15 protein-coding genes, 1 tRNA gene and 1 rRNA gene are annotated in these 17352 nt (G+C 44.9%); 5 read left to right on the forward strand and 12 right to left on the reverse strand.

The window, feature by feature from the left end; genetic code table 11:
- Positions 1 to 258 precede the first annotated feature (258 nt).
- The 4 genes from PSBA01_RS02850 to PSBA01_RS02865 all read right to left on the reverse strand — a co-directional run bounded on the left by PSBA01_RS02850 (position 259) and on the right by PSBA01_RS02865 (position 4507).
- Positions 259 to 335: transfer RNA gene (locus PSBA01_RS02850), tRNA-Ile, on the reverse strand.
- A gap of 73 nt (positions 336 to 408) precedes the next feature.
- Positions 409 to 1945: ribosomal RNA gene (locus tag PSBA01_RS02855) — 16S ribosomal RNA — on the reverse strand.
- A 701-nt stretch (positions 1946 to 2646) separates the two neighbouring features.
- Entirely contained in the window at positions 2647 to 3471 is an 825-nt protein-coding gene (gene pssA / locus PSBA01_RS02860) for a CDP-diacylglycerol--serine O-phosphatidyltransferase (protein ID WP_186475415.1), read from the reverse strand.
- Positions 3472 to 3619: 148 nt separating this feature from the next.
- Positions 3620 to 4507: a 23S rRNA (adenine(2030)-N(6))-methyltransferase RlmJ gene (locus tag PSBA01_RS02865; protein WP_186474998.1), complete on the reverse strand. Its 888-nt coding sequence runs from the start codon at positions 4505 to 4507 to the stop codon at positions 3620 to 3622.
- Positions 4508 to 4647: 140 nt separating this feature from the next.
- On the opposite strand from PSBA01_RS02865, the gene PSBA01_RS02870 reads away from it, so the two are divergent.
- The 3 genes from PSBA01_RS02870 (at position 4648) to PSBA01_RS02880 (ending at position 9128) form a co-directional block, all read left to right on the forward strand.
- Positions 4648 to 5403, forward strand: coding sequence for a 2OG-Fe(II) oxygenase (locus PSBA01_RS02870; protein ID WP_186474999.1), 756 nt, complete (start codon positions 4648 to 4650; stop codon positions 5401 to 5403).
- Between the two features lie 61 nt (positions 5404 to 5464).
- Positions 5465 to 6664 carry a succinyl-diaminopimelate desuccinylase gene (gene dapE / locus PSBA01_RS02875; RefSeq protein ID WP_186475000.1) on the forward strand — a complete coding sequence of 400 codons (1200 nt, stop codon included), beginning with the start codon at positions 5465 to 5467 and terminating at the stop codon, positions 6662 to 6664.
- Between the two features lie 277 nt (positions 6665 to 6941).
- A complete protein-coding gene (locus tag PSBA01_RS02880; protein WP_071003240.1) occupies positions 6942 to 9128 on the forward strand; it encodes a TonB-dependent receptor family protein in 2187 nt (728 codons plus the stop codon).
- Between the two features lie 383 nt (positions 9129 to 9511).
- On the opposite strand, the gene PSBA01_RS02885 is transcribed toward PSBA01_RS02880, so the two are convergent.
- The 6 genes from PSBA01_RS02885 to PSBA01_RS02910 all read right to left on the reverse strand — a co-directional run bounded on the left by PSBA01_RS02885 (position 9512) and on the right by PSBA01_RS02910 (position 14134).
- Complete coding sequence (locus tag PSBA01_RS02885) at positions 9512 to 10015, reverse strand: GyrI-like domain-containing protein (protein ID WP_186475001.1); 504 nt, start codon at positions 10013 to 10015, stop codon at positions 9512 to 9514.
- Between the two features lie 62 nt (positions 10016 to 10077).
- The gene (gene iscX, locus PSBA01_RS02890) at positions 10078 to 10287 is read right to left on the reverse strand and encodes a Fe-S cluster assembly protein IscX (protein WP_011279849.1); all 210 of its coding nucleotides are present in this window, start codon (positions 10285 to 10287) and stop codon (positions 10078 to 10080) included.
- A gap of 147 nt (positions 10288 to 10434) precedes the next feature.
- Positions 10435 to 10971, reverse strand: coding sequence for an acyl-CoA thioesterase (locus tag PSBA01_RS02895; RefSeq protein ID WP_186475002.1), 537 nt, complete (start codon positions 10969 to 10971; stop codon positions 10435 to 10437).
- 175 nt (positions 10972 to 11146) lie between these two features.
- Entirely contained in the window at positions 11147 to 12547 is a 1401-nt protein-coding gene (locus PSBA01_RS02900; RefSeq protein ID WP_414706365.1) for an NAD(P)(+) transhydrogenase (Re/Si-specific) subunit beta, read from the reverse strand.
- Positions 12544 to 12882: a proton-translocating transhydrogenase family protein gene (locus PSBA01_RS02905; RefSeq protein WP_212564546.1), complete on the reverse strand. Its 339-nt coding sequence runs from the start codon at positions 12880 to 12882 to the stop codon at positions 12544 to 12546. The genes PSBA01_RS02900 and PSBA01_RS02905 overlap by 4 nt, the downstream gene beginning before the upstream one ends.
- Positions 12883 to 12979: 97 nt before the next feature.
- Positions 12980 to 14134 (reverse strand): NAD(P) transhydrogenase subunit alpha, encoded by a 1155-nt coding sequence (locus tag PSBA01_RS02910; RefSeq protein WP_186475004.1) that lies wholly within the window; start codon positions 14132 to 14134, stop codon positions 12980 to 12982.
- A 478-nt stretch (positions 14135 to 14612) separates the two neighbouring features.
- On the opposite strand from PSBA01_RS02910, the gene yaaA reads away from it, so the two are divergent.
- Positions 14613 to 15425, forward strand: coding sequence for a peroxide stress protein YaaA (yaaA, locus tag PSBA01_RS02915; protein ID WP_186475005.1), 813 nt, complete (start codon positions 14613 to 14615; stop codon positions 15423 to 15425).
- A gap of 299 nt (positions 15426 to 15724) precedes the next feature.
- On the opposite strand, the gene PSBA01_RS02920 is transcribed toward yaaA, so the two are convergent.
- The gene (locus tag PSBA01_RS02920) at positions 15725 to 16234 is read right to left on the reverse strand and encodes a DMT family transporter (protein WP_186475006.1); all 510 of its coding nucleotides are present in this window, start codon (positions 16232 to 16234) and stop codon (positions 15725 to 15727) included.
- The gene (locus tag PSBA01_RS02925) at positions 16155 to 16631 is read right to left on the reverse strand and encodes a hypothetical protein (protein WP_186475007.1); all 477 of its coding nucleotides are present in this window, start codon (positions 16629 to 16631) and stop codon (positions 16155 to 16157) included. The genes PSBA01_RS02920 and PSBA01_RS02925 overlap by 80 nt, the downstream gene beginning before the upstream one ends.
- A 147-nt stretch (positions 16632 to 16778) precedes the next feature.
- Here PSBA01_RS02925 and PSBA01_RS02930 point away from each other — a divergent pair, with 147 nt between their 5' ends.
- Complete coding sequence (locus tag PSBA01_RS02930) at positions 16779 to 17234, forward strand: Lrp/AsnC family transcriptional regulator (protein WP_075106957.1); 456 nt, start codon at positions 16779 to 16781, stop codon at positions 17232 to 17234.
- Positions 17235 to 17352: the final 118 nt, after the last annotated feature.

Below are 17352 nucleotides of genomic sequence, written 5' to 3' on the forward strand. Positions count from 1 at the left end.
TAAAACAGAAAGAAGTAATCGTGTGCAAATCACTTGTTTCTATTTGATACCTATTTTATTTAGCACGCTAAGCTTAGCTGTATGTAGTGGTGGAGCCAAACGGAGTCGAACCGTTGACCTCCTGCGTGCAAGGCAGGCGCTCTACCAACTGAGCTATGGCCCTGAGCGAGGATACAATCGAAGCACTGCTTCGATCCGAGCGCAAGAGGAAATCCCTTAAAGCGGATTTACTTAGGGCTCTTTCACCTACATTAATAATGGTGGGTCTAAGTGGACTCGAACCACTGACCCCCGCGTTATCAACACGGTGCTCTAACCAGCTGAGCTACAGACCCTAATACGTCCTAAAACGTAAGCTTAAACTAAAGAACAACTTGTTGTGAATTCTTGCTGAGCGAATGCTGTCTATAAGGAGGTGATCCAGCCGCAGGTTCCCCTACGGCTACCTTGTTACGACTTCACCCCAGTCATCGACCACACCGTGGTGATCGCCCTCACTAAGTTAGGCTAACCACTTCTGGTGCAATCAACTCCCATGGTGTGACGGGCGGTGTGTACAAGGCCCGGGAACGTATTCACCGCGGCATTCTGATCCGCGATTACTAGCGATTCCTACTTCATGGAGTCGAGTTGCAGACTCCAATCTGGACTACGATAGGCTTTTTGAGATTCGCATCACATCGCTGTGTAGCTGCCCTCTGTACCTACCATTGTAGCACGTGTGTAGCCCTGGTCGTAAGGGCCATGATGACTTGACGTCGTCCCCGCCTTCCTCCAGTTTGTCACTGGCAGTATCCTTAGAGTTCCCACCCGAAGTGCTGGTAACTAAGGACAAGGGTTGCGCTCGTTGCGGGACTTAACCCAACATCTCACGACACGAGCTGACGACAGCCATGCAGCACCTGTATCACAATTCCCGAAGGCACTCTCGTATCTCTACAAGATTCTGTGTATGTCAAGACCAGGTAAGGTTCTTCGCGTTGCATCGAATTAAACCACATGCTCCACCGCTTGTGCGGGCCCCCGTCAATTCATTTGAGTTTTAACCTTGCGGCCGTACTCCCCAGGCGGTCTACTTATTGCGTTAGCTGCGTCACTAAGTCCTCAAGGGACCCAACGACTAGTAGACATCGTTTACGGCGTGGACTACCAGGGTATCTAATCCTGTTTGCTACCCACGCTTTCGAGCCTCAGTGTCAGTATGATGCCAGGAAGCTGCCTTCGCCATCGGTATTCCTTCAGATCTCTACGCATTTCACCGCTACACCTGAAATTCTACTTCCCTCTCACCTACTCTAGCCTAACAGTTTCAGATGCAGTTCCCAGGTTAAGCCCGGGGATTTCACATCTGACTTATCAAGCCACCTACGCTCGCTTTACGCCCAGTAATTCCGATTAACGCTTGCACCCTCTGTATTACCGCGGCTGCTGGCACAGAGTTAGCCGGTGCTTATTCTGCAGCTAATGTCATCGTCCCCGGGTATTAACCGAAGAGTCTTCTTCACTGCTTAAAGTGCTTTACAACCAAAAGGCCTTCTTCACACACGCGGCATGGCTGGATCAGGGTTCCCCCCATTGTCCAATATTCCCCACTGCTGCCTCCCGTAGGAGTCCGGGCCGTGTCTCAGTCCCGGTGTGGCTGATCATCCTCTCAGACCAGCTACAGATCGTCGCCATGGTAGGCCTTTACCCCACCATCTAGCTAATCCGACTTAGGCTCATCTAATAGCGAGAGCAACAAGTTGCCCCCTTTCTCCCGTAGGACGTATGCGGTATTAATTCGAGTTTCCCCGAGCTATCCCCCACTACTAGGTAGATTCCTAAGTATTACTCACCCGTCCGCCGCTCGACGCCTGATAGCAAGCTATCATCGTTTCCGCTCGACTTGCATGTGTTAAGCCTGCCGCCAGCGTTCAATCTGAGCCATGATCAAACTCTTCAGTTTAATCTTGCTTGAAGTCTTCACTATAAATAGTAAGACGACTTCTAATCTTGGCTCATTTAATCTGGCAAAATCGCTCGTAATTATGTTCGTAATGAATTAACTTTGAGTTTTTCTGCTGTCTTAAATGATAATTTTTATAGTTGGTGTTCTACCGAAAAGATAGTCGACCAACTTTATTTTTTAGCATTCTGAATCAGCAAAAATCCACACAAGTTGTTCTTTAGTTATGCTTTTAAATAGTTTCAATCACTGTCGTCCAGTCATCGATATATAGGGTATTACTGATGCTATCTGCCTTTTCCGTGTCCGGTTAAGCTATCTAGCGAGCCGACTATCTTATCATAATGATTTGAATTGTCAAGACTTTTTATAATTTGTTTCGCCAGGTTAACTGGGTTATTAATGTGTAATCTACACATCTCTCACTGCCAGTCCGTCTGATGAGGGCGTATTATAGACCCTTTATTTATTTAGTCAAGAAGTATTTTTAATTAGTTTGAAATAACTTAATCGCTTAAGCTTCCTCACCACTTCCCTTTCGACTGGGACGCATTATACGCAGGTTTGAGGATGGGTCAAGGATTATTTCGAGGGTCTTGCTCACTGCCTTGGCAAACATCAAATTGTAGAGATATTCCAATGGTTTATACACTTCAATAGTTTTATTTATTTTACAATGGTTATGCAAAACAGGGTTTGAACTAGTTATCTAGGACAGCCCCTTTTGCTTTTGCTTTAATCGTCGTGAAAATGCCCGATAACGCATAGAGAATGCCAATCGCTAAAATACCAACAGGTATATCATAAAGCACAATACTCATGACCAGTACGCCAATGATAAGCACCACAAAGGGTACTTTCTTTTTATCAAACTCTTTAAAGCTGTAGTACTTAACATTACTGACCATAAGCAGACCACAAATGACCACCCACGCTGCGAACAAAAACATGATCGCCGTATCGTACTGACCAATCCATTCGTTATGATCAACTGCCACCATAACAGCAGAGGTTACTAGAATGGCGGCAAGCGGACTGGCCAAACCAACGAAGTATTTTTTATCGACAATGCCCACCTGCACATTGAAGCGTGCAAGACGAAAGGCAGCACAGGCAGTAAAGACGAACGCACAACCAATCCCAATACGACCCAGCGGCTCTAGCGCAAAGCTATAAACCAACATAGCAGGGGCCACACCAAATGCGAGCATATCTGCTAATGAATCATATTGCTCGCCAAACGGGCTTTGGGCATTCAGCATACGGGCAACGCGGCCGTCGGCACCATCTAGAATACCTGATAAAAAGATAGCCAAAGCCGCCTTGTAAAACTCGCCTTGCGTACTTGCCAAAATTGAATAAAATCCTGATAGCAGTGACAAAGTGGTAATCAAATTAGGCGCTAAATAGACACCGCGACTGACCACACGCTTACCTTCCGCAACCTCTGCCTCGACGACCTCAAAGGTCAAACCATCATAATTGTCATTGTCTGCTAGACGAATATTAAACTCATGCTCATCCATGTATGGAGGCTGGGTCGCTGCATTGTCCTGCAACGCTCCCTCTTTTGGTGACATGTTATTTGGTTCGCCTTCAGGTGGCTGCATATTCGTCATCTTGATATCCTTATTGGCCAATATTGCTGTTCACTGACATCATCTACTGACGTCACTATTCACCAACCAGCCAGCGTACATTGGTCGCACTGTCAGGTGTTAAGTCTGGCGCATCTTCTACTTTTAGTACTGGCTGCAAGAAACGTAATATCTCGCGAGCATGATTATCAAACTGCCATGGCGGATTGATAACCAGTAGACCTGTACCGTTCAGACCGACGGCCACATCATTAGGATAAATATTTAGCTCACAAACCAGTTGACGACGCATCTCGGTACGCTTGAGCTTTTTATAAAACAACTCAACCGCTTCGATATTTTTGATTGGGAACCACAGCGCATAAGTACCTTGTGGCCATTTTTTATAAGCCGAGACTAATAAATCGATCAGGCGCGTAAAGTCTTTATGCTCTTGCTCAAAAGGAGGATCAAGGAAAATCAAACCGCGCTTTTCCTTTGGAGGAATAACAGCGGTGATACCTTCAAAAGCATCACGATGCTGGATACCAATTGGCAACTTATATAGCTGATAGTTCAATGCATCATATTCAGTCGCTTTGGCTTCAAAAGCTTCGGCGCGTACTCTAGCATCAGGTTTTTTAGCGGCGGTTTTTTCGACATGATGAGCAATCCACCACGGCGAACCCGGATAGACTTTATTGTCGTAAGTGAATTTGGCTTGTTTAATGCCTTCCATATAATCTTTGACAGCGGCTGGTGCTTTTTCAGTATCTGCTTTCAAAAAAGCCTGAATACCGCCTTTGGCCTCCCCTGTCTTGCGCGCTTCTTCACTGCTTAGTGAATACAGTCCGCGGCCACCATAAGCGTCAAGCACATAAAACGGTTTGTTTTTTTGCCCCAATTGATTGAGCAGTTGTACCAATAAAATGTGTTTAACCACATCAGCAAAGTTACCAGCGTGGTAGGCGTGTTTATAGTTCATAATCTCAAAAGTTTAAATAAGAAAAATTGCATCTATGGTAGCATAGGCGGAGTAAAATATAATGTGGTTTTGGTAAGCCTTTCGATAAAAACGCATTGAATGGCGGTATATTGACCATTGATTGATAAGAATGAGATGAAATGACGCAGATTATTAGCAACCTGAACAAGACAGCGTTGGTGGTTGATCATCCGATAGGACAGGACAATCCTCCGTTACTATCTCCAGCCAGTCATAACGACGCCCCAAACGCGCCTACCCAGCAGGTATTGCAACTGTCTGATTTTGCAGTCAGCTGGGAAGATAGGCTGACGGATAAGCAGCTTGATACCTTTGTCACTGATGGCTGGCTCACTATTGATAATGTATTTAATAAGACCGCATTACTTGCGCTACAGGCTGAAAGTGGTTTTATTGACTATCGTGATGCGGCGCTAACCGCTGGCATTCGTATCAGTGATATTCGCGGTGATAGAATACGCTGGATCACCGAGAACTTCTTTGCAGGCTACTATTATCTGCAAAGTATCAACGCGCTGGCCGCTCTGTTTAATCGTAGCTTATTCGCGGGTATTCGTCATAGCGAAGCGCATTATGCGTGCTATCCGATTGGCTTTGGCTATCAATGGCATAGCGATAACCCTGCTGGGCGCGATGAACGGGTGATCTCAGCCGTGTTTTATCTCAATGATGATTGGGGAGCGACTGACGGCGGTGCGCTAGAAGTCGTTGATAAGCATGGCACGCACCATGAAGTGATGCCAGTTGCCAATAGATTGATTATTTTTGATAGCGACCTACAGCATCAAGTGCAGATCGCGCATCGTCAGCGTTACTCTATTGCTACGTGGATGCGCCGTGACGGTCTTGTACCCTTTGTCGAAGTAGACGCTTAGCACTTATTACTCATTATCTATTTATATTTAACATTTTCATTATTATACAAAAGGCTAACCCATGTCTGACTCTCACCAACAGCCCACCCACCAGCAAGCAACCTTAGATTTGAGTATTGCCCTACTCGAACGCCCATCTGTCACACCAGACGATGATGGTTGCCAAGATATATTGTCAGAGCGTTTGGAGCAAGCGGGCTTTGACTGCGAGTTTATGTACTATGGTGACAGACAAGCAAAAGGCGAACATGCTGAAGTCAAAAACTTGTGGGCACGCCGTGGCACGACGGATCCCGTTATTTGTTTTGCTGGTCATACAGACGTGGTACCAACGGGTGATGAAAAAAACTGGACGTATCCGCCATTTACGCCGACCATCGCGGACGGCTATCTATGGGGACGTGGCGCGGCAGACATGAAGACAGGCATTGCTGCCTTTACTATCGCCGCCGAACGCTTTGTCGCCAATCATCCTGAGCACAATGGCTCGATTGCTTTTTTGCTCACCTCAGATGAAGAAGGGCCGTCAATCAACGGTACGGTCAAAGTCATCGAAACCTTAGAAGCGCGCGCTGAGAAAATCACTTATTGTCTTGTGGGTGAACCATCGAGCACGGATACGTTAGGCGATATTATCAAAAACGGTCGTCGTGGCTCGCTAGGCGCAGAACTGACGGTCACAGGTAAGCAAGGTCATGTTGCCTATCCACATTTGGCCTGCAACCCAATTCATGCAGCGATGTCTGCCCTTGCTGAATTGACATCTACCGCATGGGACAACGGCAATGACTACTTCCCGCCCACGACTTTACAAGTCTCAAATATCAATGGCGGCACAGGTGCAACCAACGTCATTCCTGAAACGCTAAACGTTGTCTTTAACTTTCGTTTTTCGACTGAAACGACTGAGGATGAGTTAAAGCAAAAAACTCATGCTATCTTCGATAAACACTTTGCTAATAGTGACGCCAGTTATGATATTCATTGGAAATTATCCGGCAATCCGTTTTTAACACCCGAAGGGAAACTGGTCTCGGCATGCCAAAACGCCATCAAAAAAGTCACCGATGTCGACACCACCTTATCAACCTCTGGCGGTACGTCCGATGGACGCTTTATTGCCCCGACTGGTGCGCAGGTTGTTGAATTAGGCGTACGTAACGCCACCATTCACCAGGTCGATGAAAAGGTTGAAGTTGATGATTTGGGCAGGTTAGCGCAGATTTATGAGGGAATTTTGAAGAATTTGTTGCTTGATTAGGCTCTACCGTATCAATGACGTTAATAAAACAGCAACAATAAAGGCAGCGCTTAAATGTTTAGCGCTGCCTTTATTTGTTTTAAGTATTATTGTAGCCTAATAAATAACCTGTATTAACAGTCACTTAAGATGATAACCACTAAAATTTGGGTAGATCCATTAAAAATAGGATATATAAATGTTGCTTACTGCTTGCAAACGATAATCATTATTGTTAATATTCGTTTTTACAAAAATGCAGCATTAATTTTTATGTTTTCGTTTTGGAGCCCGTGCGATGTCTCATCCTTATAAGTCTGTTACTATATTTTTATTGTCCACTTTAGCCTTGTCCATGCAGGCAGTTTATGCGCAAAGCGTTGATACCCAGCAAGGTAATCTCGAAGAATCAGCAGTCTCGGTAACCTTAGACGAAATTACTGTTATCGGTAGTAAAGACAATGTGCCCTTGATGACGGGTTCTGGTTATTACGTCGATAACGAACAGTTAGAAAATGAGTACATTACAGATATTAACCAAGTTTTAAAGACCGTGCCAGGGGTTTACGTCTCTGAAGAAGATGGGTTGGGCTTACGTCCTAACATCAGTATTCGTGCTGGTATCGGTGGACGTAGTAGTAAAGTGCATTTAATGGAGGACGGTATTCCTATCGCACCCGCTCCTTATGCTGCCCCTGCCGCCTACTATCATCCGACAGCGCTGCGTATGTCAGGTGTTGAGATTCTAAAAGGCGCGCCGCTGCTACGTTATGGGCCGCAAACGACTGGTGGCGTTATTAACTATTTATCAACCCCTATTCCTGCCACTAATGGCGGTCAAGCGATGACCTCAATCAACGACCGTGGCGGTGTGGATGTTCATGCTTATGCTGGTGGACGCGAAGGCGACTTTGCAGGCTCAATTGAAACTGTGCAACAACGAGGCAAAGGCTTTAAAGAAATTGATGGTAAAGACATTGGCGACTATGACAATCAAGATTATGTCCTAAAGGGTCGTTATCAGATCAATCCTGCGCATAGTTTGTTTGCCAAAGCACAGTATTCTGATAGATCTAGTGATGAGACTTACTTAGGTTTAACAGATGCTGACTTCAATAAAAATCCTAACAGACGCTACCCGATGTCTGCGCTTGATAACATACAAGACGAACATACCGGACTTAACTTGACGCACAACTGGATCACGGATAATAATAGCGAGCTACGTACTACCGCTTATTACAATAAAACCCATCGTAACTGGTATAAGCTCAATGATAACAAAATCAATGATTTTTATGAAGGCAATATCACCCAAGGGCAGCTAGATGGTACCGAGGATTTAGCAGGTATCGAATTAAAAGCCAATGATCGCACTTATTATAGTACCGGTGTTCAGACGAACTTCAATACTGACATTTTAAGTGCCTATGGCGATCACAATATTGATGTAGGTGCTCGCTATCACCGTGACAAAGTTGAGCGCTATCAGCCAAGCGATATTTTTAATCAGGTAGACGGTAATTTAATTTATCAAAGCACCAAAGTCCCTAATGGCAGTAATAACCGCGAAGAAAGAGCCAACGCAACTAGTCTTTGGCTAACTGATAAGTGGCAAGTGACTGACCCCTTACTTCTAAACCTAGCCATGCGTTACGAGTATATTGATACTGAAGAGACACGCGGTGTTGATACTGATAATCAAGCACGCGTGAGCAATACTCAGTCTATATTTTTGCCAGGTTTATCCGCAAGCTATCAACTCAATGATGAAGTACAGCTTATAGGTGGGGTCCACAAAGGCTTCAGCCCATTAGGTGCTGGAGTGTCCGAAGATGACAACACGGATCCTGAAGAAAGTATCAACTATGAAATCGGTACGCGCTATATTGATGGTAACAATTATATTGAGGCCGTTGGGTTTTATAGTGACTTTGATTCTGTAATCAGAAACTGCACAGAAAACGTGCCTTGCGGCAGTGGCTCAGATGCCATAACGTCAGGTACCGAAAAAGAGAGTGGTTCTGCGGTGATCGCAGGGCTTGAGTTAATGGCTGGCACTCGCTTTGATGGAGATGGATTCAGTATTCCGCTGCATGCCACTTATACTTACACCCAAGCTGAGCTTGCCGAGGACTACAAAGACACTTTAGATGGCGATCGCTTAACGCTAGTGCCCAAAAATCAAGCCAGTGTACGCGCCGGAATCGAGATGGATTCAGGTTGGGATACTTACTTGACTGCCAAATATGCTGGCGGCATTTGTGAATCAGTGGGCTGCAATCGTACTAATGAGCCGCGTAGCGAGACTGACTCGTTATTCACTTTTGATGCTATTACCCACTACCCTATCGGTTATGATGCTAAGGTCTTTGGTAAGGTTGAAAACATCGCTGACAAACAAGTTATTGTGAGCCGTACGCCATACGGTGCTAGACCAAACCTACCACGTACCTTTACCATTGGCGTGACTAAAGCTTTTTAACTAGCATTGAATAGATAACCTTGATACATTACTCCTAATGGAAAAATCCCCAGCTATAATAAAAATATAGCTGGGGATTTTTTATGACTGTATCAATAAGCATAAATAATGCTTCGTCGGCCTCATTGATCCAACTTACCTGAATAAATGCTTCTATCGTAGAGTAGCTACCTATTAAACAATACGCGCATAAGCTACACGCCTAAGCATCTTAAAAATCACTCATCTGATAGCTCAATTGATGCCGCGGCGCAGATTATTAGACCTCTTGCAAAAGTACCAGTTCATTGACTTTTACTGACGGAGTTACAAGGGCTAGCGATGACTTATCCAAGAGGTCTATTATAGTAAAGTAGACTTCTTATAGTGTTGATATGATAGCCTCACTCAATACCAATATAAAGATCCAATTGCCCATATTCTAAATTACCCCCAATATAATGCTCAAAATCGACATTATAAGTGCGAGTATGCTCGCAATCACGATCATGGAAGTACTCCCAAGCCTTCTCCCATGCATTCATGACCGTGTTAGGCATTCTGCCCTCTTCGGTGAATACTAAATACTTACCTTCGGGGATTATGACGCTGACCACATCGCTCATATTAGCCGCAATTTTACTGCCTGATTGCTCATCCTTCTCACTGGCTGTTTTCCAGCTAGCGACAACATCAAACGCGCCTGCTAAATCATCACTCTCATAGTTATGATAAATACCGTAAATATCTTCGCCTTCAGGCAACTGTCCTGCGTAATTCTGGTAAAACTTCTGCCACAATCTACCAAGCTTGGCAGTGTCGTGGCTAATCTCAGCGTGATTGGTGGTGCGAACACTGATACCGCGACACGCTATCGCTTCTGGCAGCTCTTTAGTTTGTGATGTCATGATGCGGCCTTTTTGATTTATTGAATTTTTATTGATAACACTGCTCAACGTTATAGAGTCGATTAGTCGGCTTCATCGATCCAATTCATTTGAATGGCTTCTAAGATACCTTCGTTTGAGCGCTGCGGATCATCATCAAAGCCTTCAAGCTCCGTCACCCAGCGATGCAAATCGGTAAAGCGTATGTACTGCGGATCAGTCTCTGGAAATTTTTCATAAAGCTCGATTGCGATATCTAAGCTGTCTGTCCATTTTAATTTTTGTGGGGTCATAACGGTACCTTTTTTTAGTCGTTTTAGAAATAGTAGTCTCGCCTTAGTATTGGCGATTTGATGGACTCTATCCTACCAAAATTTAGCAAATGATTATAGCCAAGTTATTATAGGGCGCTATTTTTTAATACTGGGTTTCAATGTGGTTTAGGCTGACTTGGTAGATTTCACAGCAACTTGGTGGTTATTCCATGTGTTAATCACTTCCGTCAACCGCTCCCCTGTCATATCCAACACCTCTGGCGTACGCATACCGGTATCATCGGTAAATACAAACTTGGTCATACCAACGCCCATGAGCTGATTTTTGACAAAAAATCGATGCTCAAAATACACATATTTGTGATCCCAGCCTGCAACCGCACTGCTAAGCGTCATTTTATCCAAAAACTTGATTTGTTTGAGATAAACCATCTCTTGCATGGCAATGACCCAGTTCAGAGGCTTGATGCCTTTTTCATGACAGCGTGCCATCACCCAGCGTGTCACGTTTAGCTCAATAAATGACAAGTAACGATAATTGGGCAGATGATCGCGAAACCCCATGTCATGCGGTAATACCCGATAGTTACGGACAGTCGGTGCGATCAAGGTCTCAAGACTAATCGTCTCACTCATGGGCTCATGCTTGAGCTGCTGCTTAAGCAAACTGACCATAATAAAAAAGCGCAGTAACATATTCATAAATAGTACTCTTACTTTGTTGTGTTTATGACTGAAGGTTGAACGGCTCAACGATATTTTTTTATCGTTGTTTCCGAAACGTTGATCACTTTAACGCAAAAAAAGCCACCTCAGTGACTTTCCTTGTTCAAAATCTTACGGGCGAGAGTCCTTTATTAACATCCTATTTTAAATGTTAGTGACCACCACCATTGATACTACGCACCATCTCTTCGACCATTTTCTTGGCATCACCAAAGATCATCATGGTTTTGTCCATATAGAAGAGGCTGTTATCAAGACCTGCATAGCCGGTGCTCATCGAACGCTTGATGACCATCACCGTTTGCGCTTTGTTGGCTTCTAAAATGGGCATACCAAAGATAGGAGATGTCGGATCGTCTTTTGCTGACGGATTGACGACGTCGTTGGCACCGATGACCAAGACCACATCGGTACTGGCAAAGTCGGAATTAATCTCATCCATCTCTAGAATATCATCATAAGGCACGTCGGCTTCTGCCAATAGTACGTTCATGTGCCCTGGCATACGACCAGCAACAGGATGAATGGCAAAGCGAACGTTGACACCTTCGTCTTTTAATAGCTCGTACAATTCTTTTACCGCGTTTTGCGCGCGGCCTTGTGCCATACCGTAACCTGGTACGATGACCACGTTGCTGGCATTGGACATAAGGAACCCTGCGTCTTCTGCTGAGCCTGATTTGTATGTTTTTGGTGCGCCATCATCACCGCCTGCAGCGGCCGCTGACGTGCCCATACCGCCAAACAAAACGTTTAGTAGAGAGCGGTTCATGGCTTTACACATGATATAAGATAAAATCGCACCTGAGGAGCCAACAAGCGAACCTGCGATAATGAGCATCGAGTTGCCAAGGGTAAAGCCAATACCTGCTGCCGCCCAACCTGAAAATGAGTTCAGTAGCGACACGACCACTGGCATATCACCGCCGCCGATAGGCGCAATCCACATCCAGCCAAAAATCACTGCAATCACTGTCATCGCATAAAACGCAGGCAAGGAATCCGTGACAAAATACACGCCGCCAAACCCAATCATCGCTATAAATAGCAAGGCTTGAACAGGTTTTACCCAGCCGCCAGTGACTGTTTTTGCCCAGCTTTTTGCTGCCAGTTTACCAAAAGCAAAGACAGAGGCAGAAAAAGTAATCGCACCGATAAAGCAACCGATAAATAGCTCAACACGGGCAACCGCGCCATGTTCTTGCTCAGTGTGTAATACCGTCGCAAGGGCAATCGCAACCGCTGCCAAACCGACAAATGAATGCATCAACGCTACGGTTTCTGGCATCTGCGTCATGGCAACGGTTTTTGCCTTCCACATACCAACCAGCGCACCTAAAATCATCGCGCCAATAATGAGCCAAAGGACAGGACCTTCTGCTAAAAAGAACGTCGTCACGACGGCAATCGCCATCGCTACCATACCAAAGCGGTTGCCACGAATCGCTGTCTTTGGACTCGACAATCCGCGTAACGTTAAAACAAAAAGGATCGCACCAACCAGATAGAACCAATCCGCATTCGCCGCAATCATCGCTGATAAATCATTCATGCGTTGCCTCCATTATCAGTGCTTGCTGCTGGGGCTTTTTTTACTTTGGGTTTGAACATCGCGAGCATACGTTCAGTCACCGCAAAACCACCAAAGATATTGATACTGGCCAAAAATACCGCAAAAGCACCAAGCAAACTGGTCGGTGTAAACATCGAGCCGTCGATATGGACAGTCTGTAGCATCGCACCGACGATCACGATACTTGATAAGGCGTTGGTCACCGCCATCAATGGCGTATGTAGCGCTGGGGTCACGCCCCAGACGACGTAGTATCCGACAAAGATAGCGAGTACAAATACGGTAAAAATCGCGACAAATGGTGTGCTACTCATGGCTGCACCGGCAGGCGCTGCCGCTAAAATGATGGCGATCATCTCATCCTCCTAAAAATTTATTCGTGTCTGGCAAATGTATGGCGACCAGCAAGGGCTAGCGTTTGGCCAAGCGCACTTGGTTGTCGTGGGTCACTGCCAGTGCACCCTGAATCTCATCTTCCATATCTAAGTTAAGCGAAAGGTCGTTTGCTGCTGCATCGTCGCCAGCAGGTGCAATCAAAGTCGTGATAAAGTTAACCAAGTTATTGGCGTATAGATCTGACGACTGTGCGGCTAGCATAGATGGGATATTGGCGGCACCAACGATACGTACGCCGTTTTCTGTGGTGATGGTCTCATTTGGCGCACTGCCTTCGACGTTACCACCGGTACCAGCAGCCATATCGATCAGGACAGAACCTGCTTTCATTTTGGCAAGGGTTGCCGCGTGCACGAGACGCGGGGCATTACGACCAGGAATCTGTGCTGTGGTAATGACAATGTCAGCATTGCTGAGTGCCTTGTCAACCACAGCAGCTTGGTCTTTGATATATTGTTCTGATGGCGTCCACGCATAGCCGCCCGTTGCTTTGGCTTTTTGTGCTTCGTCATCACTCATCGGCACATCCAGCCATTTACCACCAAGTGATTCGACCTGCTCTTTTGCCGCAGGACGCAAATCACTCGCTTCTACAACCGCGCCTAGACGCTTTGCCGTTGCAATCGCTTGCAGACCTGCCACGCCTACGCCCAAAATAACCACTTTGGCTGGCTTGACTGTACCCGCAGATGTCATAAACATAGGAAAAGGACGAGAGTATTCGTTAGCCGCGAGCAATACCGCTTTATAACCAGCAAGGTTAGCCTGCGATGACAATACGTCCATGTTTTGCGCACGTGATAATGTGCGCGGTAATAACTCCATTGCAAAAGCCGTCGCACCTTTGGCCGCATAAGTGTCAAGCTGAGTGTTGCGATACGGGTCTAGCATACCGACGACGATTTGGCCTGCACTCAAATGCTCTGCCACTTCGGCGGGCAAGTCGTGAATGGTGGTAATAATTTGAGACTGGGCAATCACCTCGGCGCTGCTGCTGGCAATGTCGGCTCCTGCCGCCTGATACAACGCATCAGCATAATACGCTGCTTGGCCTGCACCTGACTGAATGACGACTTCAAACCCAAGCTTGCGCAATTTTTTGACTGCGTCTGGGGTTAGTGCGACACGGCTTTCACTCGCGATATCTGCACTGATTACACCGATTTTCATATCGTCTCCTTACTTATATAGAATGACTTACCCTTAATACCCTCAACGCATTTTCAAAAGCATAGGGGACAAAAATCCTTAACCATGACTTATCCAATATCATAAATAAAGACTATCAATTTAATAAATGATGTATTGTTTACCATCATGCCTTTTTATTATAGAGACATAATCTGCCAACTTTCATTGTCTAATGATGACCAACAAGTAAGATAAAAAGTTAGGTATTGATACCATCTGCATAACTTTTGTTGTTATATTAAAGTTTTTTATTTTTTCAAAAAACCTCTATCCCTTATATAACAAGGTCTCGCTTTAATAGAGGCTAACTGTATGGACATTTACGCATTGCCATATCCCCTTAAAAAAAACATAAAACACTCAAGGTCAAGTCAAGTTAAACTCGCAGCTGTCGTATAATAAGAATGCTTGATATCTGAACAGGTCGGTCATTGACTCACGATAATAAGGACTCACCATGTATTTTTTACTCTCTCCTGCCAAATCTTTGAATGAAACAGACGCTATACCAGTGAACTTGGGCAACTACTATAGTCAGCCTGAACTGATCGCGCACTCACAGTCACTCATGAAAGTATTGAAGTCCAAAGAGCCCGTTGATCTGCAAGAGTTGATGAGCATCTCTGATGATCTTGCGCAACTCAATGCCACGCGCAATCAACAATGGCATTGGAGCGAAGATAAGCCGTTTACTGATGATGAGTCTGGTAATGCAGCAAAGCCGGCGGGCTACTTGTTCGACGGTGATGTTTATACCGGTCTTGATATGTATCACATGGATAAAGAAACGTCCATCTACGTCAATGAACATCTGGGTATTTTGTCAGGTCTTTATGGGGTATTAAAACCGTTGGATCTTATTCAGCCTTATCGTTTAGAGATGGGTACAAAGCTAAAAAACGCGCGCGGTGATAATCTTTATGAGTTTTGGGGAGAAGAAATAACTGACGTTATCAATGCTCGTATGGCAGATAGTGAGGACAAGGTCTTGATCAATCTGGCGTCGAACGAGTATTTTAAAGCGGTGAAAAAGAAAGCACTGAAGGCGGATATCATCACGCCACGGTTCGAAGACGAAAAGAATGGCACGTATAAAGTCATTAGCTTTTATGCCAAAAAAGCACGCGGACTGATGGTCAAGTACGCAGCAGACAATAAGCTGACCAGTGCTGAGCAGCTAAAGAAGTTTGATTTGGCGGGTTATTATTACTGTATCGAGGCGTCTGATGATAAGACGTGGGTGTTTAGACGCGATGCGGCGGATCAGTAACTTGATATAAAAAACGGCTGGTAATGCCGAGACCTTGGCTAGATTTTCAGCAACGGTTGGGGTGATTTTAGCCTCAGCCTTTCAGCGTAGTACCACATTTGAATGTTCAACAGAACCTAGGGCTTGCACCTACTGAGCCACCATCAATAAATAAAAATTAGCCCCATTTAGTTTATCGCCTAATAACCATGGGGCATTATTAACGACCTTTTTCAATAATCTTCCAGCCGTGAGCTAACCTATAATTTTCTTCATCTTTCATTGGTTGCAAATCGTATTCGCCATGACACTTGCGTCATTTATTTCGCTCGATTGGACAAAATGACGCCAATGGTACTAAGTACGATTCCGCATATCATGATGACTGATAGAGACTCTTTGAGTATCAACGCAGCGAGTATAGCGGTTAATCCTGGGGACAAAGAGCCAAGTAATAAGGTACGAATGGAGCCCAGCTGTTTGACCGCATAAGAAAATGCAAGGGTTGATACCACCCCTACGCCAAGTCCTTGTATTAGGATAAAAGGCAGCACCTCATCAAAGGATACAGAACCTATATTGGTGTCCATCATGCCCGACAAAACCACCACCAATGTCAGAAAAAAAGAGGTATAAGAGAGCACGATCGCGATAGCTATTGGACTTAACGTGGTGCTTTTTAACCCTAATGTATAACCCGCCCAAATCAGGCTTGCCGTCAACAGTAACCCCACTCCGTACAGAAGACTATTAGGTATTGCCTGTGCATGCCCGCCAATCATAGTCGCGATACCAAAGAGAATAAGGGTTAATGCGGCAAATTTTCTCAACGATATTCGCTGACGATAAAAAATAAAAGACAATAATGCGGCAAAGAAGACTGGTGTGCCTGTCAAAATAGTGCCCATGTAAGATGCTGGCACCAAAAGCCGCCAACAAAAGAAACGGCACCCCGCCAAATAAAATAAATAGGATATCTGGCAGTCTGATATTTTTGATTTCATGCCAACTAGAGAGCGCCCAAGGGGTCAACAAAACGAGCGGTACACTAAAGCGAATGAGCATGACATCCGCAATGCTGAGCGACGACGCCCCAACCGCTCGCACAGTCAACGCAAATCCTGACCAAATCAATAAGACGACGCTCATCGCCACATAGCCTTTGGTCAGTGGCGACATTATAAACAAAGGGTTTTTGCGCGACGAGGGGTGGAATATCGTATTCATAGTCGTGTCTTATGCAGGTATACAAAGACCAATTATCGATTAAAATACGCGCTTTTATCTCTATTTATTCATTGCAATTTCCCAAATATTTGGTCGATAATGCTAATTAAATCAAAATTCTTGGCTTAAAAAGCCAAAAGGCAAATTATGGACAAAATCGACCGTCATATCTTGGAAGTGCTCCAAAAAGAAGCACGCTTATCTACGGCAGAACTATCTGAACGTATAGGGCTGTCGCCATCTCCTTGCGCAAGGCGCCTAAAACGTTTGGAAGATGAAGGTTATATAGAGAACTATCAAGCAAACATAAACAAAGCCAAAGCGGGTATTGCGATGAGTTTTTTTGTGGAGGTGAGTCTGAACAACCACCAAGAAGAATCTATTGCAACCTTTGAGAATGCCCTATCCAATATGGACGAGGTCATCAATGGACATGTGGTATCGGGTTCTTACGATTATTTATTAGAAGTGGTAAGCCCCAATCTCGATGGTTATGAGCGGTTCACACGTAAGCTACATAAACTTGCTAGCGTAAAGGACATACACACGCATTTATCAGTAAGAAAGGTTATTAACAAGACGACTTTACCTATTTTTGTGTAAGACTTTTAACACTAATGGGCAATCTCGAGCACGGCCTTCCCTGACGTTAAGTCTATTAAGATTAATATAAATAGCTAGTGAAGTTGAATTATTACATAACTTTATTATCGAGCATAAA

The sequence above is a fragment of the Psychrobacter sp. KCTC 72983 genome (assembly GCF_014280455.1).
GTDB lineage: Bacteria > Pseudomonadota > Gammaproteobacteria > Pseudomonadales > Moraxellaceae > Psychrobacter > Psychrobacter pacificensis.